19 protein-coding genes, 1 tRNA gene and 1 pseudogene are annotated in these 24579 nt (G+C 47.1%); 20 read left to right on the forward strand and 1 reads right to left on the reverse strand.

Going from position 1 to position 24579, the window contains the following annotated elements; translation table 11 throughout:
* Positions 1-190: 190 nt before the first annotated feature.
* The 3 genes and pseudogenes from BM241_RS06800 to BM241_RS06815 form a co-directional block, all read left to right on the forward strand.
* Positions 191-382 (forward strand): annotated as a pseudogene (locus BM241_RS06800) (ATP-binding protein); the annotation flags it as partial.
* Positions 383-822: 440 nt separating this feature from the next.
* Positions 823-1440 (forward strand): hypothetical protein, encoded by a 618-nt coding sequence (locus BM241_RS06810; protein WP_025746771.1) that lies wholly within the window; start codon positions 823-825, stop codon positions 1438-1440.
* Positions 1441-1461: 21 nt separating this feature from the next.
* Positions 1462-1854 carry a hypothetical protein gene (locus tag BM241_RS06815; RefSeq protein WP_025746770.1) on the forward strand — a complete coding sequence of 131 codons (393 nt, stop codon included), beginning with the start codon at positions 1462-1464 and terminating at the stop codon, positions 1852-1854.
* A gap of 98 nt (positions 1855-1952) precedes the next feature.
* Here BM241_RS06815 and BM241_RS06820 read toward each other — a convergent pair.
* Positions 1953-2028, reverse strand: a tRNA-Arg gene (locus BM241_RS06820).
* Between the two features lie 247 nt (positions 2029-2275).
* On the opposite strand from BM241_RS06820, the gene BM241_RS06825 reads away from it, so the two are divergent.
* The 17 genes from BM241_RS06825 to BM241_RS06905 all read left to right on the forward strand — a co-directional run bounded on the left by BM241_RS06825 (position 2276) and on the right by BM241_RS06905 (position 24578).
* Complete coding sequence (locus tag BM241_RS06825) at positions 2276-5287, forward strand: hypothetical protein (protein WP_025746769.1); 3012 nt, start codon at positions 2276-2278, stop codon at positions 5285-5287.
* Between the two features lie 113 nt (positions 5288-5400).
* Positions 5401-6792 carry an FtsW/RodA/SpoVE family cell cycle protein gene (locus BM241_RS06830; protein WP_025746768.1) on the forward strand — a complete coding sequence of 464 codons (1392 nt, stop codon included), beginning with the start codon at positions 5401-5403 and terminating at the stop codon, positions 6790-6792.
* Entirely contained in the window at positions 6773-8233 is a 1461-nt protein-coding gene (locus BM241_RS06835; RefSeq protein WP_025746767.1) for a peptidoglycan D,D-transpeptidase FtsI family protein, read from the forward strand. The genes BM241_RS06830 and BM241_RS06835 overlap by 20 nt, the downstream gene beginning before the upstream one ends.
* 187 nt (positions 8234-8420) lie before the next feature.
* Positions 8421-8924, forward strand: coding sequence for a hypothetical protein (locus BM241_RS06840; RefSeq protein ID WP_025746766.1), 504 nt, complete (start codon positions 8421-8423; stop codon positions 8922-8924).
* A 245-nt stretch (positions 8925-9169) separates the two neighbouring features.
* Positions 9170-11032 (forward strand): excinuclease ABC subunit UvrC, encoded by a 1863-nt coding sequence (uvrC, locus tag BM241_RS06845; protein ID WP_242948297.1) that lies wholly within the window; start codon positions 9170-9172, stop codon positions 11030-11032.
* A gap of 59 nt (positions 11033-11091) precedes the next feature.
* Positions 11092-11292, forward strand: coding sequence for a PspC domain-containing protein (locus tag BM241_RS06850; protein ID WP_025746764.1), 201 nt, complete (start codon positions 11092-11094; stop codon positions 11290-11292).
* Between the two features lie 81 nt (positions 11293-11373).
* Entirely contained in the window at positions 11374-12213 is an 840-nt protein-coding gene (locus BM241_RS06855; RefSeq protein WP_025746763.1) for a Cof-type HAD-IIB family hydrolase, read from the forward strand.
* Entirely contained in the window at positions 12182-13111 is a 930-nt protein-coding gene (gene hprK / locus BM241_RS06860) for an HPr(Ser) kinase/phosphatase (RefSeq protein ID WP_025746762.1), read from the forward strand. Before BM241_RS06855 ends, hprK begins: the two co-directional genes overlap by 32 nt.
* Before the next feature lie 204 nt (positions 13112-13315).
* Complete coding sequence (locus BM241_RS06865; protein ID WP_025746761.1) at positions 13316-14566, forward strand: ABC transporter substrate-binding protein; 1251 nt, start codon at positions 13316-13318, stop codon at positions 14564-14566.
* A 106-nt stretch (positions 14567-14672) separates the two neighbouring features.
* Complete coding sequence (murB, locus tag BM241_RS06870; protein ID WP_092282362.1) at positions 14673-15581, forward strand: UDP-N-acetylmuramate dehydrogenase; 909 nt, start codon at positions 14673-14675, stop codon at positions 15579-15581.
* 13 nt (positions 15582-15594) lie between these two features.
* The gene (locus BM241_RS06875) at positions 15595-16344 is read left to right on the forward strand and encodes a PHP domain-containing protein (protein WP_035145942.1); all 750 of its coding nucleotides are present in this window, start codon (positions 15595-15597) and stop codon (positions 16342-16344) included.
* A gap of 74 nt (positions 16345-16418) precedes the next feature.
* Entirely contained in the window at positions 16419-17282 is an 864-nt protein-coding gene (gene rapZ / locus BM241_RS06880; RefSeq protein ID WP_025746758.1) for an RNase adapter RapZ, read from the forward strand.
* On the forward strand, positions 17239-18396 hold the full coding sequence (locus BM241_RS06885) for a gluconeogenesis factor YvcK family protein (protein ID WP_449240106.1): 1158 nt from the start codon (positions 17239-17241) through the stop codon (positions 18394-18396). The genes rapZ and BM241_RS06885 overlap by 44 nt, the downstream gene beginning before the upstream one ends.
* Positions 18397-18421: 25 nt before the next feature.
* The gene (whiA, locus tag BM241_RS06890; protein ID WP_092282352.1) at positions 18422-19387 is read left to right on the forward strand and encodes a DNA-binding protein WhiA; all 966 of its coding nucleotides are present in this window, start codon (positions 18422-18424) and stop codon (positions 19385-19387) included.
* Entirely contained in the window at positions 19388-19681 is a 294-nt protein-coding gene (locus BM241_RS06895) for an HPr family phosphocarrier protein (protein ID WP_092282353.1), read from the forward strand.
* A gap of 93 nt (positions 19682-19774) precedes the next feature.
* Complete coding sequence (locus BM241_RS06900) at positions 19775-21073, forward strand: DRTGG domain-containing protein (protein WP_025746755.1); 1299 nt, start codon at positions 19775-19777, stop codon at positions 21071-21073.
* 13 nt (positions 21074-21086) lie between these two features.
* The gene (locus BM241_RS06905) at positions 21087-24578 is read left to right on the forward strand and encodes a DNA polymerase III subunit alpha (RefSeq protein ID WP_092282354.1); all 3492 of its coding nucleotides are present in this window, start codon (positions 21087-21089) and stop codon (positions 24576-24578) included.
* The last annotated feature ends 1 nt before the right edge of the window (position 24579 follow it).

The raw sequence follows: 24579 nt of genomic DNA on the forward strand, positions 1-24579 counted from the left end.
AGGCCAGTCTCTTTAGCGATTGCACGAATGCTCTTGCCCTTTGCTTTTAATTCGTGTAACATGATAATAGATCCACTCCCTAGCATTTATTTCCCCCCGATTCTTTGTAGGATTAATCAGAGGGATAATTCGCCAGGGCGTGGGTCAATTCCTTTTCGTTGCTCCTGGGTCAATTATACACCGGCGGTGACAAGAGGATTTACCATATGTATGGGATAGATATTATAAAGTCGATAAAAATCACAAGCGGGCAGTAACAGGGACAGGCATAGGATTGTCAATTGTAAAATCCATTATGGAAATGCACGGTACCAAACACGGAGTAGTTTCAGAGGTCGATGAGGGTAGCACATTTTGGTTCAGTTTGAAAAGGTATAAGTAGATTAATGCCGGATTTATTGCTTTTAATGTGGTTTAATGGTATCATATTGGCTATAAAAATATGTCAACTGAACAAGGCAAAGGGCGTTTATACAAAGCCTTGGGAGTGAGCCGAGTGAGGTACCGAGGCCACTGGATGGAACAAGTCTTGGTGCCAGTAGCGGAAGCTACAGGCTGTGGCGAGTTCTCAAGGTAGCGGTGGTGATGCCACTCTCTTTCTCGAGAAGGTATTAAGAGATGTCTCTGTCCTGAGGAGGGTGATGTACTCAGGGCAAGTGGGGGGACCCGGATAAGGGCGCAAGTTCCTGCTTCTTGGGGCAGGGGCTATGGTTGTCCCAAATACCGCCTGCTGGGGATGGGACAACTTGAAAGGCGGTAAGAAATACCCCAGCCGTCTAAACTTGGTGGAGTTTTGAACAGTTTAGATGACCAGGAAAAACTATGATTGATAGGGAAGTAGAACTCATTATAAAGTATTCGTATCCAAAACTGGCAATGGAAGAGTATTTTGAGGCGCGATCATTAATTTTTAACAACCTTGCCGAAGCAGACATAAAAGTGCTGAAAGAGGAAAAGAAAAACGCTTTAAATAAAGTGATAAACAAGATATCGAAGCGAATTATTGGTACCCGACAGGTGATAGACGGGTCGTTAAAAGAGGATAGGGTAATGCCTGAAGAAATACAGGATATAATTACACGAATAAAGGTTACAAACCAGGTAGAGGGGCAGTCGATCCAGGATGGATTTTTTATAAACATCCCTGTGAAGGGATATTACTGCCTGCTTGTGCAGAAGCAGAGATTAGCAGTATTTGAGATGTATGTAAACATGGACGAAACAACGTTTATCAAGGTAAACAGGAAACTGGCGCTGTACAGTGAAGAGGACTATTCAATAGCATTGAAAAAGCCGGATAATTCTGAAGGAATAGCCATAGTGGACAGAGAATCCGCCACTGGGATCAAGGGAGAACGTTTGACGCTCGTTACGTATTTTAACAGGGATTATTACTATATAGACACTTTAGAAAAATATGGCATTAAACTATTGTATTAGCGATTTTTGGGGGAAGCAAAAGTGGATTATGATGAACTAAAAGGGCTGATAAGTGAAGCTAACATACAGATGCATGAAAATGAGGACTGCTCCGAGATAGCGGAAAAGGTGATGAAATTACTGGATAAATTGCCTGGGGAAAAGAAAAAGATAACGTTTATTGCGCCGAAAGAGGGGCACCGGCTGGCGTTTTTTAGAACGCCGGACAATAAATCCGAGGAGCTGTACATTTATCACGTAGTTGTGCAGTATGAAGGGTATATAATTGATTTGCAGTCAAGCAAAAAGGTATACAAAGCAGAAGATTATGTGGGAGAGATAACTGCTCTCAATGAGGGGGTATCAATAAAAGAGTACGATGAGGATATATCACCATATATAGACGTAACAAATATGAAGTTGATTCTTCCATAAGCAAAACGAAAAAATTACATTTTTTACTGTGGGAAAAGGGTGGGGAAAACCAATTTCCAGAAAATGAAAAGCCCTGTAACCGCTTTGTTACAGGGTTTTGGTGCGCCTGGCGGGACTCGAACCCGCGACCTTTCGATTCGGAGTCGAACACTCTATCCCCTGAGCTACAGGCGCCCGTCAAGGATAATTATAGCATACAAACAACGGCAAATCAATATTTGACTTAAACGGTGTGGAGTTGTTGAATATTTTTCCAATTAAGCTATAATTAAGACAAAGACTGTTCTTCTCTTTCTTTAAGGCCATGGCAGCAAACGTCAAAATAGAGTTTCCTCTGATGATGTAAGCAAGCACATTCGATTTTTACATCTTCAAGCAGATTAGATTGGCGTTCTTAAATTATAGCTTTGGGGGGATTTATATGGATTTACAGGAATTTAAAAATCCGGCACCTATTTATCGGCCTGCGCCTTTTTGGAGCTGGAACGATAAGCTGGACAAAGAAGAGCTGAAAAGGCAGATAAGCGAGATGGCTCAAAAAGGCTGGGGAGGGTATTTCATGCACTCCCGCGTGGGCCTTGTGACTGGATACCTCTCACAGCAGTGGATGGAAATGGTTCGCACGTGTGCGCAGCATGCGAGGGCCACCCAAACCTTTGCATGGCTGTACGACGAAGACAAATGGCCTTCGGGCTTTGCAGGCGGCGAAGTGCCTACCGCCAGTGAAGAGTACAGGAGCCGCACACTGGTGCTGCTCAAAAAGGAGGAGTTGACCGAGAACGATACGGTGCTTGCAGAATACGTCCATGAAGGCGATACCTATTACATATGCAAGAGGGTGTCAACGCTGGGGAACGCTTGGTTCAACGGTACGTGCTATGTGGACTTGATGAACCCTGAAGCGGTTAAAGCCTTCATTGACTGCACACATGAACGATACAAGGAAGCTTGCGGGGAATACTTTGGAAAAGAAATCCCAGGTATATTCACGGATGAACCATGCTACCTTATGGCAGGACACTACAACGTTCCAGCATTGCCCTGGTCAGAATGCCTTCCGCCGTTCTTCAAAGACCTGAAAGGCTACGATATTGAGGAGCACCTGCATGAGCTGTTCTTTGATGTAGATGATTACCGCAAAGTTCGTTTTGACTTTTTTGATGCCGCAACCCGCTTATTCCTTGAAAGTTTTACCAAAGAGTATTATACATGGTGCGAAAATAACAACCTGAAGATGACCGGCCACTTCATGGCTGAGGATACGCTGGTTTCCCAGCTTCAGTGGATCGGCGCTGCTATGCCGCATTACGAGTTTATGCACTGGCCTGGGATCGACAAGCTGGGAAGGCATGTTGACCAGCTGGTCACGGTAAAACAGGTCACATCTGTTGTCGATCAGCTGGGCAAGGAAAGGGCCTTTTGCGAGGTGTTTGGCTGCATAGGCCAGCAATCCAGCTTTTACCACAGGAAGTGGATAGCTGACTGGCAGGCTGCGCTGGGCATAAGCTTTGTAAACCACCATCTGTCGCTTTATTCGATGCGGGGTGAAAGGAAGAGGGACTATCCACCCAACTTCTACTACCAGCAGCCGTGGTGGGAAAATGAAAGGCAGTTCGGCGATTATATAGGCCGCCTGTGCTACGCCGTGTCCCAGGGCAAGAGGGATGTTGATATACTGGTTTTGCATCCCATCGCCAGCGTATGGAGCGAATATTCGCCATTGCACAGGTATAACAACTATGCGATAGAAAAGGGAGTATACGATGAGCCATTTACAAACCTTTCCAAAACGCTCATGGCTAATAAGCTGGATTTCCATTATGGCGATGAGATGATAATGGAGAAATATGCTAAGGTCGTAGATGGCAAGCTTGTAATAGGGCAGCATTCATATTCTACGGTGGTAGTTCCGCCGGCTCTGACACTGCGCTCATCCACCGTCAGGCTTTTGAAGGAGTTCGCACAGGCAGCCGGCCCAGACAGGCTGATATTCATGTATCCGATGCCCGAAAGGATCGATGGAAAGGTAGCTGCCATCGATTGGCCAGAGGGCATACACAGGGTGAAGACCGTAAGCGACGTGATTTTCATACTTGATGGTTATTACAAAGATAGAATTAAAATCATAGACGAGGCAACCGGTTCCAATGCCCATAAGGTTTTATGCCATCAACGTAGCTTGAGCCAGGGCAGGCTGCTGTTTTTGGCCAACACCGATGAGAAGCGAGAGGTTTGGGCCAAAGTTTCTGTGCCTGGTCAGGGTACGCCTCTCATTTTGGATTTGATGTCAGGGGAGGTATTCCGCCTGCCGGCGGTTTGGCGCGATGGCCGAATTGAATTCAAGGTCAGGTTCTATCCTGCTGGAAGCCTTCTCATTCTGCTGCCCAATGCCGAAATTCCAGCTAAACCAGCACCCGCCTATCTGGACAGCGGAGTGCAGCTGGTTGAGCAACCCCTTGCATTGCAGTTTGTACGTGATTGGGAGGTATCGGTTCTTGAACAAAACGTAATGCCCATTAACGACGTTACCCTGTATCTGGATGGCAAATTGGTGGCGCAGGATGAACCTGTTACCAAGGTGCTGCATCAGTGGTTTTACAAAGCGCCTGAGGGGACGCCGTTCAGAGCCGAATACATCTTTGAGGTACTGAACCTTCCAGAGGGTGAAGTATTTGCAGCCATAGAGGTGGCCGAAAACCTGGATAGGATTACCTGCAACGGGGTAGAGGTAAAGCCGCTCAAACGCAGGGGAGAGATGGGAGCCTTTGATCCGCAAAAGAGCTGGAAAGATGTGAATTTCACCAAGGTACCGCTGACCGGGACTTTGGTGAAGGGCAAAAACAAACTGGTGCTTGAAGGCAAGAAGTCCAACAACATAACCGGGCCGGGGACGCATTTGCGGGTTGAAGATTTTAAAAGCCATGCACCCACCGAGGTAGAAGCGGTGTACATCGTGGGAGACTTTGCGGTGGTGGATGATGATAAGGTGAAGTTTGCGATAGACGGATGCATCAGCGTGTCCAACTGTGGCAACCTTACTGTTTCCGGATATCCGTTCTATGCCGGTAAAGCCGAGTTCAAGTCGTGTGTGGACCTCAAGGCCGATGTCATTGAAGAAGGAAAGAGGATATACTTGAAGATAAACGATGTGGAGGCTGCCTGCATTGAGCTCTATGTCAATGGGGAATATTGTGGGGTAAAATACTGGCGTCCTTATGTATTCGATGTGACGGAATTTATAAGGGCGGGGCAGAATGAGATAAAGCTGGTGGCAGCTACTACGCTTTTTAACCTCATGGGCCCCAATCGTGTTGCAGGAATTGAGGATGCTTTGTTTGTGGGACCGCACACCTTTGTGGATTTCGCTAACTTTACAGAAAGGTATACAGTGCTTCCTTTTGGCATAGGGTCAGCCACCATAATGTTGGGCTGATCTCCTTTGGGCTTTATGGTAGCAGGCCTCCTATCTTTGTAAGCTTTACTTTTCCGTTAAAGAAGATTAAAATATGAAGAAGAAACTATATCGAACGGAAAGGCAGTGGGGAGATGCCTGCTAAAGAGTACGAGATACTTGCCCTTACCATGAGATACTGGTTTGTGCTGCTCATTTTATATATATTTGTGCGCAGCTTGGTTTCCACGGTGCGGTATTTGAGCAACGTCAAGGCAACAGCAGAGGAATCAACCGGCAACATCCCGTTTGTGCTGGTGCTGTTTGCCTTGACGGCTTTTGTCCTTTTGTCGCTAAATGGCAAATTGGATGTTTTGACTTTATTGATGGGCATACTGGTGTGCTCTACTTTTTTGTTTCAATATTTGTTATTGTGTTACCTGTTTGGCGGGATAGACAGATATTTGCTGCTGATGGTTGATACACTGTGTATAGTTGGTTTCATTATGCTTCAGAGGCTGCAGCCCGCTCTTGCATTTCGCCAGGTGGAATGGTTTGGGCTGGGCAGCATTTTTTTATTGCTCACCATCCTATATGTAAAATTCTTCAAGCACTGGGATAAGCTGAACTATCCTTTGATGATTATTGGCCTCGGAGTTTTGATATTGACCCTGGCCATAGGGAAGGAGATAGGCGGGGCAAAAAACTGGATACAAATTTGGAAGTACAACGTGCAGCCCTCAGAGTTTGTAAAGATTATCCTGGTGTTCGTTTTGAGCGCAGATCTGAAAACAAACAAGAACAGGTTAAGGCGCTTACCGGTATTGCTGTTTACGGCGTCCGTGATACTGCTTGTGGTGCTGCAAAAGGACCTTGGAGCAGCATTTCTTTATTTTTGCCTTTTCGTATTTCTTTATTATATAGCCACTTCCGATTGGTTGATAGCCGCTGGCGCTTCTTTCCTGGCTTCTCTGGGCGCCTTTATAAGCTATCATCTATTTGGGCATGTGCGTACCCGTATAGCAGCATGGCGCAATCCCTGGGCAGATGTGGAGAACAAAGGGTATCAAATTGCTCAATCGCTTATAGCCATTGCCAGCGGCGGCTGGGTAGGTTTGGGCTTGGGCTTGGGTTCGCCATATGTAATCCCGGCTTCCAAGACAGATTTTATATTTGCCGCAATTTGCGAAGAGATGGGGATACTAACCGGTGTATCAATAATAGGGCTTTATCTGTTGATAATGGTGAGAGGGGCTGTTATTGCTCTGAGAGCAAAAAAACCGGGAGACACGCTGCTGGCCATGGGAGCCACCATATCCCTTGCCATCCAAAGCTTCACTATCATAGGTGGGGTTGTCAAGTTGATCCCTCTGACGGGGGTTACCATGCCTTTTGTGAGCTATGGAGGTAGTTCCATGCTGGTGAGCTTCGGACTGCTGGGTATAATGCAGGGGATAGCCATTAAAAACAACCAGAAAAAGCAGGACAAGGACGCGCAGCAGCACGGTGAGGAGGATGAACGTTACGATGAGCAAGAGGAAGATTAAAAGAAACACCATCGGCGTGCTCCTGGTCCTTACTGCGCTTTATCTGTCATTGATTGCTTACTTTTGTTATGCCGTGTTGTTCTACGGAAGCAGGTGGTTTGCAGATTCCTATAATACCCGTGTGAAGATGGATGAAACAAATCCTCGGATTATACCCGGTAGTATCATGGATAGAAACGGCGTAGTGCTTGCGGAAACCAAAGACGAACTCGTAAAAAATCCCACAACCGGCAAAGACGAAAAATACTATTTCAGGGTTTATCACAATGAGGCTGCCAGCGTAGCCCACGTTGTCGGGGTCAATCACAGCAAATATGGGCGAATGGGTGTGGAGGCATTCTACATCTATTATCTTATGGGATACAACAACAGCCTCATAGAGAAGATATACCAGAAAGCCTTTTTGCCTCAGGAACGGGGAAACGACGTGGTTCTGACGGTGGACTTCAGGCTTCAGGATTATGTCAGCGGGCTTATGAGAAAGCAGGGTAAGAAAGGAAGCGTGGTATTGATAAATCCCAAAACCGGTGAAATACTTACTATGGTAAGCCATCCCACCTTCAATCCCAATGATATGGAAAGGGTTGACGATGATAGCCTGGTGAATCGAGCCACACAGGGGTTGTATCCGCCTGGCTCTATATTTAAACTGATTACAGCAGCTTCTGCTCTGGAAAACATAGAAGATATACGCCAAAGGAAGTTCAACTGCACTGGAGCCGTTGAGTTTGATGGTGAAAGGATACAGTGTTATAAGGGAGAAGCACATGGCGAGTTGGATTTAACGCAGGCGCTGGTGGTTTCGTGCAATACGACATTTGCAAGCCTGGGAATCGAGATCGAATGGAAGGATTTATTGAAAACAGGCAAAAGATTTGGATTCAACGACGATTTTTTGTTTTCGGATATAAAGGTGAAACCGAGCAGCCTTCCCATTGGCTACAGAACCAGCAAGCAGGAGATGGCCTGGACAGCTATAGGCCAGGGCAAAGTCCTGGTAACCCCCCTTCATATGGCCATGATAGCAGCCACCATAGCCAATGACGGGATTATGATGGAGCCGAAACTCCTGTACAAGGTAGTGGGGCGCAATGGTGATATCCAAAAACAGCTGGAACCCGATGTATACAGGAAAGTTTTGGATAAAGAAAATGCTGAAGCACTGAAAAATATGATGGTCAAGGTGGTCCTGGAGGGTACAGGCAAGCAAGCACAATCAAACAAAATAACAATTGCAGGGAAGACGGGTACGGCTGAAGAAGGCTCAAAGGATGAATCAAACAAGAACATTGCTTGGTTTGTCGGATTTGCTCCTGTTGACAATCCAACGCTGGCCATTGCCGTTTTGCTGGAAGATGTAGGCCAAGGCGAAACTGGGGGAACGCAGGCAGCGCCCCTGGCCAGGAAGGTTCTTGAAAAGGCCGTTGAATTGGGGTATTGATTCTCTTTCCCTCCCCAACTTACGCGAAGGCAACCTACAAACTTGACAAGACAACAGACTTTACTATTGACAAGACAACAGTTTAAGGAGTATAATATGTTAACAAATTGACGTTGCTAGTGCTCGTAAGTCCAAGCCGCTGAGCAAGTGGCATCATCTTAAAAGAGTGGGAGGGAGAGGATCCATGGTGAAAACCAGAGACATTGTTGTGGGAGGGTTGCTGGCCGCCGTTGCAATTTTAATTCCCCTGTTGTTTGCAAATACGCCTCTTATGGTGCATATTCCCCCTTTTTCTGCTACCATTGCTTCCCATGTTCCCATTTTATTGTCAATTACCATAAGCCCGGCAGTTGCAGTATTTACAGGTGTTGTATCGGGGTTAGGTTTTGTGCTTAAGACATCACCGGTCATTGGCGCTAGGGCCCTGATGCATGCCATATTTGGTGGGGTGGGGGCGTATGCGTACAAAAGGGGTATGCCATTTTATATGATACTTTTGATGACGGCGCCTCTTCACGGATTGCTGGAGGCATTGGTGGTGCTGCCCTTTGGATTCAGCTTGAACCAGGCATTTGTTGCCGTAGGAATAGGAACTGTGCTTCACCACCTGGTGGATTCAGCCATAACCTTGGTGGTATACAACGCGCTTACGCGGCTGTCGCTTGTAAAGGTGTCCCATCATCTGAGATGAACCTGCAGCTTATTTTAATAGGGTAACCAGGGCAATTTTTGTAAGTATACGCCTCTGGTTTTAATGAGCCTATACAAGGTTCAGCATAGGGAAAGGAGCCATACAAGGTGTGGCTTCTTTTTTTATAGCACAAACTCGAAGAGCGTTTAAAGTTTTAATTGAAAGGTGAATTGTAATGTGAAATGTGCTAAAATAGTTAGGAGACTCAGACTCAGAAAGGCAGTGCAAGGAGTATGGAGTACCTGATGGAAAAGCTGAAGAACCTTCCTGATCATCCGGGAGTATATCTGATGAAGGATGAGGCCGGCGACATCATTTACGTAGGCAAGGCCGTATCGCTCAAAAACAGGGTGAAACAGTATTTTCAGTCTTCCCGTAACCATTCGCCCAAAATCAGGGTGATGGTGAGCCAAATACGGGACTTTGAATATATATTGACCGACTCGGAGCTGGAAGCCCTCATACTGGAATGCAACTTGATAAAGAAGCACAGGCCAAAGTATAACGTTCTGCTCAAGGATGATAAAACCTATCCTTATATAATGGTTACCACTGAAGAGGAATATCCCAGGGTAATCATGACTCGCAGGGTAAAAAAAGACAAAAACAAATACTTTGGCCCTTATACAAGTGCAAAGGCGGTGCGGGAGACCATCGAGCTGCTGCGCAGGATATTCCCTGTAAGGTCGTGCAACAAAAACGTGAAGGAGGGTGTCAGGGAAGGACGGCCTTGTCTGTATTTTCACATAAACCAGTGCCAGGGTCCCTGCCAGGGTAACATCAGCAAAGAAGAGTATCAGGCAATGATCAAGGAGATATGTAAATTTCTTGACGGCAAGCACGACGATTTGCTGCAGGATTTGAGGACCAAGATGGCAGAGGCAGCCAACAACCTGGAATTTGAAAAGGCGGCGCGGTACAGGGATAGGATTGCCGCGATTGAACGCATAAGGGAAAACCAAAAGGTGGTGTACACCTCTTCGGTGGAGGATATGGACGTAATCGCTTTTGCCCAGGGGGATACCAATACTGTGGCCCAGGTGTTTTTCGTACGAAATGGCAAGCTGATCGGCACCGAGCAGTTTGTCCTGGATGATACGCGAGACACCGAACTTAAAGAGGTAATATCGTCGTTCATCAAGCAGTTTTATATTATGTCGTTGTACATCCCCAAGGTCATTTTGGTGCAGGAAGATATAGAGGATGCCGAGGTCATAATGAAGTGGCTGTCTGAGAAAAGGGGCAACCGGGTCTATATCCATGCTCCCAAGAAGGGCGATAAAAAAGAGCTGGTGGATATGGCCCTGCGCAATGCCGAGGATGCTTTGCGTAACCTGGAGGATAAGCTGAAAAGGGAGGAGGCCAGAACTGCGGGGGCTGTTAACCAATTGGCCGAGTATCTTGGGCTAGACAGGCCGCCCTACCGCATAGAGGCGTTTGACATATCCAACATCCAGGGAACTGAAACGGTGGCATCCATGGTTGTGTTCGAAGGAGGAAAACCTAAAAACAGCGACTACCGCAGGTTCAGGATAAAAACGGTTGAGGGACCCAACGACTTTGCCAGCATGGCCGAGGTGATAGAGAGGCGCTTCAGGCGCGGTATGGAAGAGATTGCAGAGCTAAGACAGCAGGGGAAATCTCCAGAGGATGGAAAGTTTTCGAGAATGCCGGATTTGGTGCTCATTGACGGAGGGAAAGGGCAGTTAAATGCTGCTGTTGAAGCCCTGCGGAAGCTTGGACTGGAAGATATACCGGTGATCAGCCTAGCCAAAAGGTTGGAAGAGGTATATGTAGAGGGAAAAAGCGATCCGGTCAACATTCCCAAGAATTCGGATGCCCTCCATCTCTTGCAGCGGGTGCGGGATGAGGCACATCGATTTGCTATAAGCTATCACCGTAGCCTGAGGGAGAAGAGCAGGCTGCATTCCGTGTTGGAGGATATCCCCGGAATTGGGCCCAAACGCAGGGCGGCTTTGCTCAAGCGCTTTGGTACGCTAGAGGCCATAAGAAACGCTACGGTAGAGGAGCTAGCCAGCGTGGAGGGTATGAACAGGCAGGCTGCTCAAAACGTCATTGAGTATTTACGCGGACATGAAGAAGCTTAAAAAAGGCTGGACATCGATTTGACTGGCATTATATACTTATTAGCGAGGGGGTGTTTGCATTGAAAAAGCTTTATCTTTCGGAGACCGATAAAAAGATCGCCGGCGTATGTGGCGGGATTGCTGAATACTTCGGCATTGATTCTACTCTCGTCAGGTTGGCGTGGGTGCTTGCGTCGATTTTTCTCACCGCTTTTATTGGAGGAGTTATCGCTTATCTGATTGCATGGGCGATTATTCCACCGCGCCAGCGAATAATGTAATTTGAAGTAAGCTAGGGCCAAATTATAGCATTTTGACCAGTTCGTAGGTCCTATCATTGAAATATTACGGGGTGACAGGATTTGAAGTACAGAATGATTGCAATCGACCTGGACGACTCGCTGCTGGACGATAACCTCACAATTAGCCAGGAAAACAAGCAAGCAGTGCGCCGTGCAATCGAGGAAGGGGTTATTGTGACCATAGCCACAGGCCGGATGTTCAAATCGGCACTTCCATATGTGCAACAGCTGGGAATCGATGCTCCTGTTATCACATATCAAGGGGCACTGGTAGTAAACGCCCTATCCCGTAATGTGCTTTTGCATTGTCCGGTGCCGCTGGACCTTTCCAGGGAAATCATTCGAGAGAGCAAGAAAAACAATATACACCTGCAGGTTTATATCGATGATGAATATTATTTCGAACAGCATAACAAGTATTCAGACCTGTATTTTAAGGTGAGCGGCATTCCAGGAAAAGCTGTAGGCTCCCTGGAAGATTTCCTGGTAAAAGAACCTACTAAGTTGATAATGATTGACGAGCCAGAAAACATTTTGAAATGGATGGAGCACTATAAGGAAAAATATAAAGGAAAATTGCAGGTTACTATCTCAAAAGCTCATTACTTGGAGTTTACCAACATAGAGGCTACCAAAGGAAATGCGGTAAGGTATCTCGCAGATATGTACGGCATTAAGCGCGAAGAGGTCATCGCAATTGGTGACAGTTTCAATGATATACCCATGCTTACCTATGCCGGGTTGGGCGTGGCCATGGGCAATGCGCCTGAAATTGTAAAGTCCCACGCTGATTATGTAACCTATTCAAACAATGACAATGGCGTTGCTCATGTGCTGGAGAAATTCGTCTTAGGGGGAGGAATGCCCTTTGAACTCTGTGCCAATAGAAGACATCGTTAAGGCTTTTGAGCTTGAAGTTATATATATGGGCGATAACCCAAAGATTGGTATCACCACCAGCGATATCAACAGGCCAGGGCTTCAGTTTGCCGGATTCTTTGATTATTTCGCCAGCGAAAGGGTCCAGGTAGTAGGGAAGACCGAGATGACATATCTTAATGGGTTGGATCCTCAAACCCGCTTTGAACGGCTATGCCAGTTCTTTAAATACGACATCCCATGCCTTATAGTGTCCCGCGGCATGGAGGTACCTGATTATCTGGTTGAAGCGGCAAAGAAATACGATCGCCCGGTGTTTCGTTCACAGCTGGTTACCACAAATCTAATCAGCAAGCTTACCAGCTATCTGTCCTCTGCGCTGGCGCCCAGAATAACTCGCCATGGAGTATTGGTGGATGTGTATGGTGTGGGAGTTTTCTTGATGGGCGAAAGCGGTATAGGTAAAAGCGAGACGGCGCTGGAGCTAATCAAGAGAGGGCATCGCCTTGTGGCAGATGACGCGGTTGAGATAAAAAAGGTGGCCGACAATCGCCTGATAGGTGAGGCCCCCGAGCTTATAAGGCATTTTATGGAGATAAGAGGGATAGGCATAATAGACATTAAAGCCATGTATGGGGTAGGGGCGGTTATAAACAACAAGCCTCTGGATTTGGTGATACAGATGGAACTGTGGGATGACAATAAGGAGTATGACCGACTGGGGCTGGATGAGGAGTACATCGAGATTTTGGGCGTTAAGCTGCCCAAAATCGTGTTGCCAGTTCGGCCGGGGAGAAACTTAGCCATCATAGTTGAGGTCGCCGCCCGCAATTTCCGGCTCAAAAATATGGGTTATCATGCTGCCCGCGAACTGGATAACAGGCTTAACGCTTTGATACAGATGAACAAGGAACGCTGACCTTTGACGTATGTCCGGGGTTCCTGAGGTTTTTGGGTGCTTTGAAATGGCGCCGGTCTGTCCGCGTTTTAGAGGGATCGATGTATTAAAGCAAAGGAATACTGTGTAGGTTATACAAATATAAATGGAGTAAAGGGTTTTACAGCAATTCTGAAAAAAGCCTCGTCCCTTGCAGGGCGGAAAGAACTCGACGGGAGGGGCAATATGAAGCTAAAGGTAAAACCATTTACTCTTTTTTTATATGCGGTATTATTGGTTATTCTTTTTGTAGGGTGGCCGGCGTTGTCCAAGAATTTAAGGAGCCTTCCCGATCCTGTGGACCCCCTTTTTAGAAAAAAACCTGAATGGACAGGCTTGATAACACTGTGGAATGTGAACTTCATAGACTGTGGAACGGGGAGCAATACCAGATGGCTAAACCTTCAGGTTGAAAAGTTCGAAAAGCAGAATCCCGGCGTCTTCATTGATGTCAGGAACATTACCCCCGACAGGATGAAGATGTATTTCCAGGGAAATGCAGGGGATAATGTTCTGCCCGATATCATTGCTTTGCCGGTATACGAGGATATAATACCCCATGACCTTTTGGTGGACTTGGACGAATTCTTCAGCCAAGAAGATTTAAGAAAGCTAAATCCCGTTGCCTATAAGCATGTTGTGAGGGACGGCAAGATGATAGGGGTGCCGTATATGATGGGGGCCTATGCCCTTGTGTTCAACGCTCAGTTGGCACACGAAAAGGAGGTCATCATCCCCGAAGGCCAGCTGGACTATGCATTTTTGGATTCAGCGGTGAGGACCATGACTTTTACAGAGAAAGAGGGCAAGGCTGAAAAACGATATTACGGCTTTTGTACATACTCCACGCCCTATAGCCGCCCTTTGTTGAGTATTATTCATGGTAGCCAGGGAAAAATAGTAGATGAACAGGTTTACAGCTATTTAATGCGATGGCACCAAGCCGGAGCTTTACCTCAAGGCATGTTGGGCTTTTCCTACAACAAGGCCTGGGACCTTTTCGCAGGTCAGGGCAGGGTTGGCATAATGCTTACAAATACCAGGGCTATATATCAGATGCGAGCTTTGCAGCAATCGGGCAATGGGTTTGAGATAGCCGTAAAAGGTTTACCAGCCGACAAAAAAGGCCTGTTTTTAGACCAAATAGCGGCTTTTGGGATACTCAGGACCGATAACCACATAAAGCTTGAGCTGTGCGTATCTTTTTTAAAGGGATTGCTTGAGGATGAAGCACAGCAGGAGCTCAAAAGCATAGGCATGTTTCCTGTAATCACTACTGTAGGCGACATATACGCCGATGACCCGCAAATGCATCAGCTGGAAATCTCTCTTAAAAATTATGTGTACGGGCCAGGTGATGAGAAAACTGTACGGCTTTTGGAAAACGAATACAACAAACTAAAACAGGAATTGGGAACTGAAGCCATAGACCATTAACGCTTGTCAATAAAATGAAAATGGTTTAAACTTAATGTTGTTGTATGAAAGATGATTGAAACTTTTAAACTATAAACTATAAAACAATAGGAGTTGTGCTATGAATATTCATGAAGTGTACAATGAATTGACGCATTTTATCCCAAAGGAACAACTTCTTATAGATGAGCCCATGAAGAACCATACTTCATTTCGCATCGGTGGCCCCGCTGACTTGATGGTCCTCCCCTCTGAAATTGAACATATTCGCAGTACTTTAGAAGTATGTCAAAAATGGAATGTGCCTTTTATAATCATGGGCAATGGCTCTAATCTGCTGGTGAGGGACAAAGGCATAAGGGGCGTGGTTATAAAGATTGCCAACACCTTCAACCGCATATGGGTTGAAGGTTGCTGTATAAAGGCCCAAGCAGGGGCGCTTCTTTCTACCCTTTCCAAAAAAGCTCTTCAAGCCGAACTCAAGGGATTAGAGTTTGCAAGCGGCATACCCGGAACGTTGGGCGGCGCTATCGTCATGAACGCAGGGGCTTATGGCGGCGAGATGAAGGACGTGGTGGATTGGGTTAAGGTCATGGATGCCCATGGAAGCGAGTTTTGCTTGGACAACGCTGAGCTTGAGTTTGGCTATCGTACCAGCTATGTTCAAAAAAGAGGGCTTATTGTGTTGGAGGCAAACCTGGCTTTAAGTCCGGGAAAGTATGCAGAGATAAAGGCGGTCATGGCCGATTTGACGCGCAAAAGGCAGGAGAAACAGCCTTTGTCCCTGCCCAGCGCAGGCAGCGTTTTCATGCGTCCGCCGGGTTATTTTGCGGGCAAACTCATAGAGGATGCCGGGCTCAAAGGATTTAGGATAGGCGATGCCCAGGTGTCTGAAAAGCACGCGGGGTTTATAGTCAACCTGGGGAACGCCACTGCTAATGATGTATTGTCGCTTATCGAAGTTATCCAGCAAAGAGTTAAAGAAAAATATGGGGTAGAGCTGAAACCGGAAATCAGGATAGTAGGCGAAGAATGAAGGAGTAATTATTATGGAATATCGCTTGACAGCTGACTATCATACGCATACGCGTTACAGCCACGGGAAAGGCACAATTGAACAGAACGTCATCGCAGCACGAAAGCGGGGGCTTAAGAGAATAGCCATAACCGATCACGGGTTTAACCACATCGGCATTGGCATGCGGCTTAAGGATATAGATAGGATGAGGCGAGAAATTGACGGTTTGAGAAAAAAGTATGATGACATAGAGATATTGTTTGGCATAGAGGCCAACCTGATAAGCATGGAAGGGGATATAGATATACCGCAGGAATATATAGGAGTCTTTGACATCATTTTGATGGGGTTTCACAAAGCGGTGATGCCGTTCTCGTTTAAGGATGGATGGAGGCTGTTGTTAAAAAATGCCCTGTGCTCGGCGGTGCCCCTTTGTGACCGTGATAGGCTCCGCTATGACAACACCATGGCTATGATACGGGCAATGGAGCGCTATCCCATTCACACCATAACTCACCCGGGAGCCAAGATAGATATAGATACCCGCCTTCTTGCAAAACATGCCGTTAAGTACAAGGTTTTTTTGGAAATAAACAGCAGCCATGGATTTATGACGGAGGAGTATGTCAGGATCGCAATGGAAGAGGGCGCCCTCTTTGTCATAAATAGCGATGCGCATACCCCTGAGAATGTAGGAAATATGGCGAGGGGTCTTATGATTGCCCAAAGGGCCGGGGTTCCTCCTGACAGGATTTTAAATTCACAAGATTTTTTGTATTAAATGTGTTATAATGTAATAGTAGAAGTTTTGATACAGACAGTATAACGCATACAAAGGAAGGTAGGTAGTAGGGCATGCGCTTTGTGATAGTCACCGGCCTGTCGGGTGCGGGCAAAACCCTCGCTATTCGGTATATGGAGGATATGGGCTTCTTTTGCGTTGACAATCTGCCGCCAAAGCTTATTCCTAAATTTGCCGAGCTGTGCTACCAGTCATCGGGCAAAATCGACAAGATTGCTATTGTGGTGGATATCCGTGGAGGAGGGTTTTTTGACGATCTGTTTGAGTGCCTGTATAATCTGAAGGAATTGGGATATGACTATGAAATTCTATTCCTTGATGCTGCCGATAACGTTTTGATAAAGCGCTATAAGGAAAGCAGGCGCATGCATCCCCTGGTAAAAGAGGGAAGAATAATTCAGGGGATAAATATGGAGCGCGAACGCTTAAAGAGCGTTAAGGAGAAGGCCACCTACGTCATAGATACCAGTTATATGCAGCCCAAACAGCTAAAAGAAACCCTTCTCAATCTGTTTGGTGACAGTCAAGCTTCCCAGAGCATGGTCATTTCGGTGGTCTCATTTGGATACAAAAACGGCATTTTGGTGGATGCTGACTTGGTGTTTGACGTGAGGTTTCTTCCAAACCCGTTTTATATAGATGAGCTCAAAAACCAAACGGGTAAAGACCCGGATGTCAGAAAGTATGTTTTTTCGTTTCCCGAAACGCAAATATTTTTAAATAAGCTGGAAGACATGCTGGATTTTTTGATTCCTTATTATATTAAAGAAGGCAAATCTCAGCTGGTGATAGGTATAGGGTGTACAGGTGGAAAGCACCGTTCAGTGGCTATAGCTGATTTCATCTACGAAATGCTTAGAAGTAAAGGGCATCGTGTCGATGTCTCGCATCGTGATATTCATAATAAGGAAGAGTGATGAGGGTATGGGATTTGTGACAGGTGTAGCTGTAGGAATGGCGTTGGGCGTTGGCCTTTTGCATATGGCTAAGCGATTGAAGCCCGTGCAATCGGGGAATGAAAAGTTTGAACAGCGGTTGCGCCATAAAAATGGATTATCTAAGGGGCCAAAAGTGGTTGCCATAGGCGGGGGTACCGGCCTTTCAACCCTGCTCAGAGGGCTCAAGCTGTATACTTCGAATATAACGGCTGTTGTGACGGTGGCCGATGATGGCGGCAGCTCCGGGATGCTGCGGCAGGATTTGGGGATATTGCCGCCAGGGGATATAAGGAACTGCATTCTAGCGCTTGCAGATGTAGAGCCCATTATGGAACAGCTGCTTCAGTACCGCTTCAAGGAAGGGTCTCTTAAGGGTCAAAATCTGGGCAACCTCCTCATAGCTGCCATGGTAGATATCGCCGATGGCTTTGTAAACGCTATAAAAGAGGTGAGCAGCGTACTGGCGGTTACCGGTCGCGTGCTGCCGGTGTCACTTGAAAACGTTCACCTGGTGGCCAAGCTGGAGGATGGCACTGTTATCCATGGAGAATCCAGGATTCCCGAGGAGCAGGTGAAGAAGAACAGCCCTATAAAGGAGGTCTCCATGGACAATCCCGAGTGCAGGGCGCTGCCCGAGGTAATAGAGGCCATTGAAGACGCCGATGTGGTAGTATTGGGGCCGGGCAGCTTGTATACCAGCATTATTCCAAATCTTATAGTAAAAGAAGTGGCTGAGGCTATACGGCGGAGCCGGGCTGTGAAGATATACGTATGCAACGTGATGACCCAGCCTGGAGAGACCACAGGCTACTCGGTCGTGGATCACGTCAAAGCACTTATAAAGCACGGCGGAGGGAATATAATTGATGTTGTATTGGTAAACCGTTCTGACTTCCCGGATGAGCTGCTAAAAAAATACAGGCAGGAAGGTGCATCGCCGGTCGACTGCTCTGATATACACAAGCTAAAAGAGATGGGAATTGAATATGTGCAGGCCGACCTGTCTGATTTTTCAAGTGGGCTTATTAGACATCATCCCCAGAAGTTGGCTTATGAAATCATCAAGATTGCCGAAGCTGCTGTAAAAAATTGAAAGGTTAAAGATGGAGTGAGCTTCCATGTTCTTTTCATCAACCGTAAAGAGCGAACTTTGCAGCATTCCGCTGGGCCAGAGCTGCTGCATAATGGCCGAGCTGGCTGCCTTTATTCACATAAACGGCACAATGTTATTTCTGGGGAATAATGAGGTAGGCTTGTATTTTAGCACAGAGAGCGCCCCGGTGGCTCGCCGTATATTTAAATTGATCAAAAGCAGGTATAAAGTGCAGCCCGAGATACTCATACGAAAGAATCAGAGATTGAAGAAGAACAACGTCTATATAGTAGCGGTTTTACGCCCTTCGGAAGCCAGAGCGCTTTTAGAGGATGCCCATGTGCTTTACAAGGACGAGATGGGCAACACCAATATCTATGCAGGAATCCACTCAGCTCTTGTCGAAAATGAATGCTGCAGGCGGGCTTATCTGCGTGCCACTTTCCTGGGGGGCGGCTATATAAGCGACCCAGAAAAAAACTACCACTTGGAAGTAGTAACGCATGATTTGGAGTATGCACAGGCCTTGAGCAGCTTAATAGCACGCTTCGGTTTACACGCCAAAATCGTTGAAAGAAAGGGCAACCATGTGCTGTACTTCAAGGAGGGAGAAAATATTTCTCATTTTCTCAATATTATAGGTGCTCACCAGGCGCTGCTTGAGTTGGAGAATATAAGGGCTTGCAAGGATATGCGCAACAACATCAACCGGATTGTGAACTGTGAAACGGCAAATCTGGACAAAACGGTGAATGCTGCTATCAGACAGATAGAGAACATAGAATATATACGCCAGAGTATTGGTCTGCACAGGCTTTCACCGCAGCTTCGTGAAATTGCGGAGCTACGGCTTAAGTACAGGGATGCTAGTTTGAAGGAATTGGGCAGCATGCTGGTTCCTCCCATCGGGAAGTCGGGGGTCAATCATCGTTTGCGAAAGCTGGACGAAATTGCCGATGCACTGAGAGAAAAGAAAAAGGGGGAGATGTAGGTGCTGGAGGCTAAGTTCACTATAGAACACCAGGCTGGACTGCAAGCGCGCCCGGCGGCTTTGTTTGTGCAGGTTGCCAGCAGGTTTGTGTCCCGCATATGGATTGCCAAAGGGCTTAAAAAGGTAAACGCCAAGAGCATCATGGGGGTTATGTCGCTGGGCGTACGGCAGGGAGATGAGGTCACCATCATCATCGAGGGCGAGGATGAAAGCAAGGCCATGTCAGCCATACGATTGCCTCCAACTTTTCGGAGGTACCGCACAACAATGCCTCATCGTGATTTTAATGTATAGTGCACTTTCGGCGAAAATGGGAGCATATTGTATATAGTGAGAGAAAGTGTTACAATAGTGTCGAGCCATGTAAATTTGTAGAAGGGTGAGGGCATGAGCACCAAGCACAACCTTATAATAGAGTATATTAAACAGCTGGAAGTTGGGACGCGCATTTCGGTTCGCAAGATCGCCCAGCAGATGGGGGTCAGTGAAGGTACCGCATACCGCGCCATAAAGGAAGCCGAGAGCCTGGAATACGTAAAGACCCTTCCACGGGTAGGTACAGTTCGTATAGAAAAGGTGGAAAAAAGGGACATCGAGCGGCTGACGTATGCAGAGGTTGTGTCCATAGTGGATGGCATGGTGCTGGGCGGTCGGAAAGGGCTGGACAAGACGTTGTCGCGCTTTGTCATAGGGGCTATGACCATCGATGCCATGAAAAAATACCTTTCATCCGGAAGCCTGCTGATCGTCGGGAACAGGGAAGAAGCGCATCGCCTTGCACTGGAGAATGATTGTGCCGTTCTCATCACCGGTGGTTTTTCGTGCAGCCAGGAAATACGTGATCTGGCTGATGCCAAGGAACTTCCGGTCATAACGTCGACATATGATACCTTCACCATCGCTACAATGATCAATAAGGCCATATCCGAGCGGATGATAAAGAAGGATATTTTGCTGGTAGAGGACATCATGGTGCCCAATCCTCACTACCTCAGTGTAAACGATACCATTGAAAAGTGGAGAATGCTCTTTTACACCACTGGCCACAGCAGATTCCCGGTGGTTGACCAGAACCACCATGTAGTAGGGATTGTCACTTCCAAAGACATAGCCGATGCCGAGGGGAAGTCCATACAGGAACTTATGACTCCCAACCCAATTACGGTAGGGCCCAAGACCACGATAGCCTATGCCGCGCACATAATGATCTGGGAAGGCATAGAGCTGCTGCCGGTGGTGGAGAACAAAAAGTTGGTGGGTATAGTCACCAACCAGGATGTAATAAAGGCGCTTCAGTATATGAGCAGCCAGCCGCAGGTGAGCGAAACGCTGGAGGATATGGTGCTGAAAGGGTTTCAAAATAAAAAGATAGAGGACGGCATGGTGTTTTACGGTTCGGTGTCTCCGATGCTGTTGAGCCAGATAGGCACCGCCAGCTGGAGCGCCATGACCATGCTCATGGCCACGGTGGGTAACGTTGCCTTGAGAAAGTACAAGCAGCTGGATATAATACTGGATAGCTTTACTGTATACTTTGTAAAGCCGGTACAGCTGGATGACGAGCTGGAGGTCACGGCCAGGGTGATTGAGGAAAGCAGGCATTTCAATAAAGTTGAAGTCACCTGCTGCCATGATAAGGAACTGGTGGGCAAAGCGTTGTTGTCTGCCAAGAGCATGAAAAGATGAGGAGGCTGGCAAGATGGGCGATTTCGTGCATCTGCACGTCCATACCGAATACAGCCTGCTGGACGGAGCGGCGCGAATACCTCAATTGCTTGACAGGTGCAAAGAGCTGGGAATGTCCAGCATCGCCATAACCGACCACGGTGCGATGTACGGTGTGGTAGATTTTTACAGGGAGGCAAAAGATCGCGGCATACATCCGGTAATAGGGTGTGAGGTCTATATAGCGCCCCGTTCCATGTATTACAAAGAAGCCCATACCGATAGCAATTATGCCCATCTGGTACTGCTGGCCGAGAATCAGAGAGGCTACCAAAACCTGGTCAAACTGGTTTCAATGGGATTTTTGGAGGGGTTTTATTACAAGCCGCGAATCGACTATGATGTGCTGGAGCAGTACAGCGATGGACTGATTGGCCTCAGCAGCTGTATGGCCGGTGATATCCCAAGGTTATTGCTCGGTGGCCAGTATAATCAGGCAAAAGAGCTGGCTGTGCGCCTTGAAGGAATTTTCGGAAAAGGAAATTTTTATTTGGAGCTGCAAAATCACGGGATAGAGCAGCAGCGCATTGTCAACGAAGGCCTTTTGGCCTTAAGCAGGGACACCGGGATTCCCGTTGTGGTTACCAACGATGTCCATTATATTGACAGAGAAGACGCTGAGGTTCACGATATACTGCTGTGCATACAGACGGGCAGCACCGTCGATGAACCGAATCGCATGAGGTTTGAGACTGATCAATTTTATCTTAAATCCCCCGACGAGATGATGAATCTGTTTAAGGATTGTCCGGAGGGCATCGCCAACACGGTTGCCATAGCACAGCGCTGTAAAGTGGATTTCGATTTCAATACCATACATTTGCCAAAGTACGACGTGCCAGAAGGGTATACGGCGGCCGAGTATTTGAGGCATCTCTGCTATGAGGGGTTGAAGAGAAAGTATTCGCCGGTAACTCAGGAAGCCAAGGAGCGCCTTGAGTATGAGCTTAGCGTTATCGAGCAGATGGGCTATGTGGATTATTTTTTGATAGTATGGGACTTCATAAAATTTGCGCGGGAGAGGGGAATTATAGTAGGGCCCGGTCGTGGGAGCGCGGCCGGCAGCATTGTGGCCTATGTTTTGGACATCACGCAGATCGATCCCCTGCGCTACAACCTGCTTTTTGAGCGCTTTTTAAATCCCGAACGGGTTACCATGCCTGACATAGACGTGGATTTTTGCTTTGAAAGGCGCCAAGAGGTAATAGACTACGTAACCGAGAAATACGGCAAGGATAAGGTGGCGCAAATCATCACCTTTGGTACCATGGCAGCGCGGGCTGCAATAAGGGATGTGGGCAGGGCACTCAATTTTTCCTATGCGGAAGTGGACAGGATCGCGAAGATGGTGCCTTTTGAGCTGGGCATGACAATCCAGCGGGCTTTAGAGATCAACCCCGAACTGAGGAGGCTTTACGAACAGGACTCGCGCGTTAAAAAACTCATTGACACTTCGAGAAAGCTTGAAGGCCTGCCGCGGCACGCTTCAACCCATGCGGCAGGCGTGGTGATATCCAAGGAGCCTTTGACGAAATACGTTCCCTTACAAAAGAACGACGATTGTATAACCACGCAGTTTGCCATGGGTACGCTGGAGCAGCTGGGGCTTTTAAAGATGGACTTCCTTGGCCTGCGCACCCTGACGGTTATAAGGGATACTCTGGAGCTTATCAAGGCCAATACGGGGAAAGAAGTGGACATCGAGAACATCCCCCTGGATGACAAGGGGGTTTATGATATGCTGTCGGAAGGGGATACCGACGGCGTGTTCCAGCTGGAAAGCGCCGGGATGAGGCAGTTTCTTAAAGAGCTAAAGCCCAGCACTTTTGAAGATGTAATCGCAGGCATATCGCTTTATCGTCCTGGCCCCATGGACCAGATACCACAGTATATCTATAACAAAAACCATCCAGAGGCCATAGAGTATATACACGAATCGCTGGCTTCCGTGCTTGGCGTCACCTATGGTTGCATAGTATATCAGGAGCAGGTTATGCAGATCGTAAGGGACCTGGCTGGGTATTCGCTGGGGCGTTCCGACCTGGTCAGGCGGGCTATGGCCAAAAAGAAAGCCGAGATCATGGAAGAAGAAAGGCGCAACTTTATATACGGCCTTGAGGATGAAAATGGCAATGTGATAATACCTGGGGCTGTCAGAAGAGGTATCCCTGAAGACAAGGCCAACCGCATTTTTGATACCATGGCCGAGTTTGCAAAATATGCCTTCAACAAGTCGCATGCGGCTGCCTATGCGCTGGTTGCTTACAGGACGGCGTGGCTTAAATACCATTATCCGGTTGAGTACATGGCTGCCCTGATGACCAGCGTGATGAACAATACCGACAAGGTGGCTGCATATATTCAATATTGTAGGAAAAAGGGCATTGAGGTGCTGCCACCCGACGTAAACGAAAGCCATGCCAAATTCACAGTGGTGGGAAACAAGATAAGGTTTGGACTGGCGGCTGTAAAAAACGTGGGCCTGTCGGCCATCGATGCCATTATAGAGGCAAGGGAAAAGAAAGGCAAGTTCAAGAGCTTTACCGACTTCTGCAGGAAGGTAGACGGCAGCGCAATCAACAAGAAGATGATAGAGAGCCTTATAAAATGCGGTGCGTTTGACTCTTTGAATGTCTACCGCTCGCAGTTGATGGCGGTTTATGAAAAGATACTGGACAGCATAAACCAGGAGCGCAGGAAAAACGTCGAGGGACAGCTTTCACTGTTTGAAACCAGTTATGAGGCTGAAATTGAAAAGTTGAACCAGGACCCATTGCCGCAGATAGAGGAATTTCCTTTAAAGGTCCGCCTCAATATGGAAAAAGAGGTGACGGGCGTATATATAAGCGGACATCCCTTAAGCGAGTTTAAGGATATACTGGATAACATGAATACCACCCTGGAATTGCGAGGGCTGAAGGTGTCAGAAGGCGAATCCGAACACGAGTCTGTTGTGATGAACAGCGAACTTACCGATGGTTCGCCGTTCACAATAGGCGGAATTATCGTGAGCAGAAAGTTGAAAACCACCCGCAACGATGAGATAATGGCGTTTATCACGCTGGAGGATTTATATGGCAGCGTGGAGGTCATAGTTTTCCCGAGTGCATATGAAAAATACCGACCGTTGCTTGAAGAGGACAGTGCGGTGATAATAAATGGTAGGCTCAGCATCAGGGAAGATGAAGAGCCCAAAATTATATTGAATGAAGTACAGCCCCTTGTCAGTACCTCAAAGAATAAGAGGCTGTATTTGAAGATTGAAAAAGGAAGCAAAATAGACATAAACCGGCAGATATGCCCCATTTTGCGTCGATATCGCGGGAATATTCCTGTCTACCTCTTTATAGAGGCGACGGGGAAAAAATTTCTGGCAAACAGGGACCTATGGGTCGAAGGGCACCCTGAACTGTTAAAAGTTTTATCGGATGTTTTGGGGCAAAACTGCGTAAAATTAATAGGATAAT

This window comes from Caldicoprobacter faecalis, from assembly GCF_900115765.1.
In the GTDB taxonomy this organism is placed as follows: Bacteria; Bacillota; Clostridia; order Caldicoprobacterales; family Caldicoprobacteraceae; genus Caldicoprobacter; species Caldicoprobacter oshimai.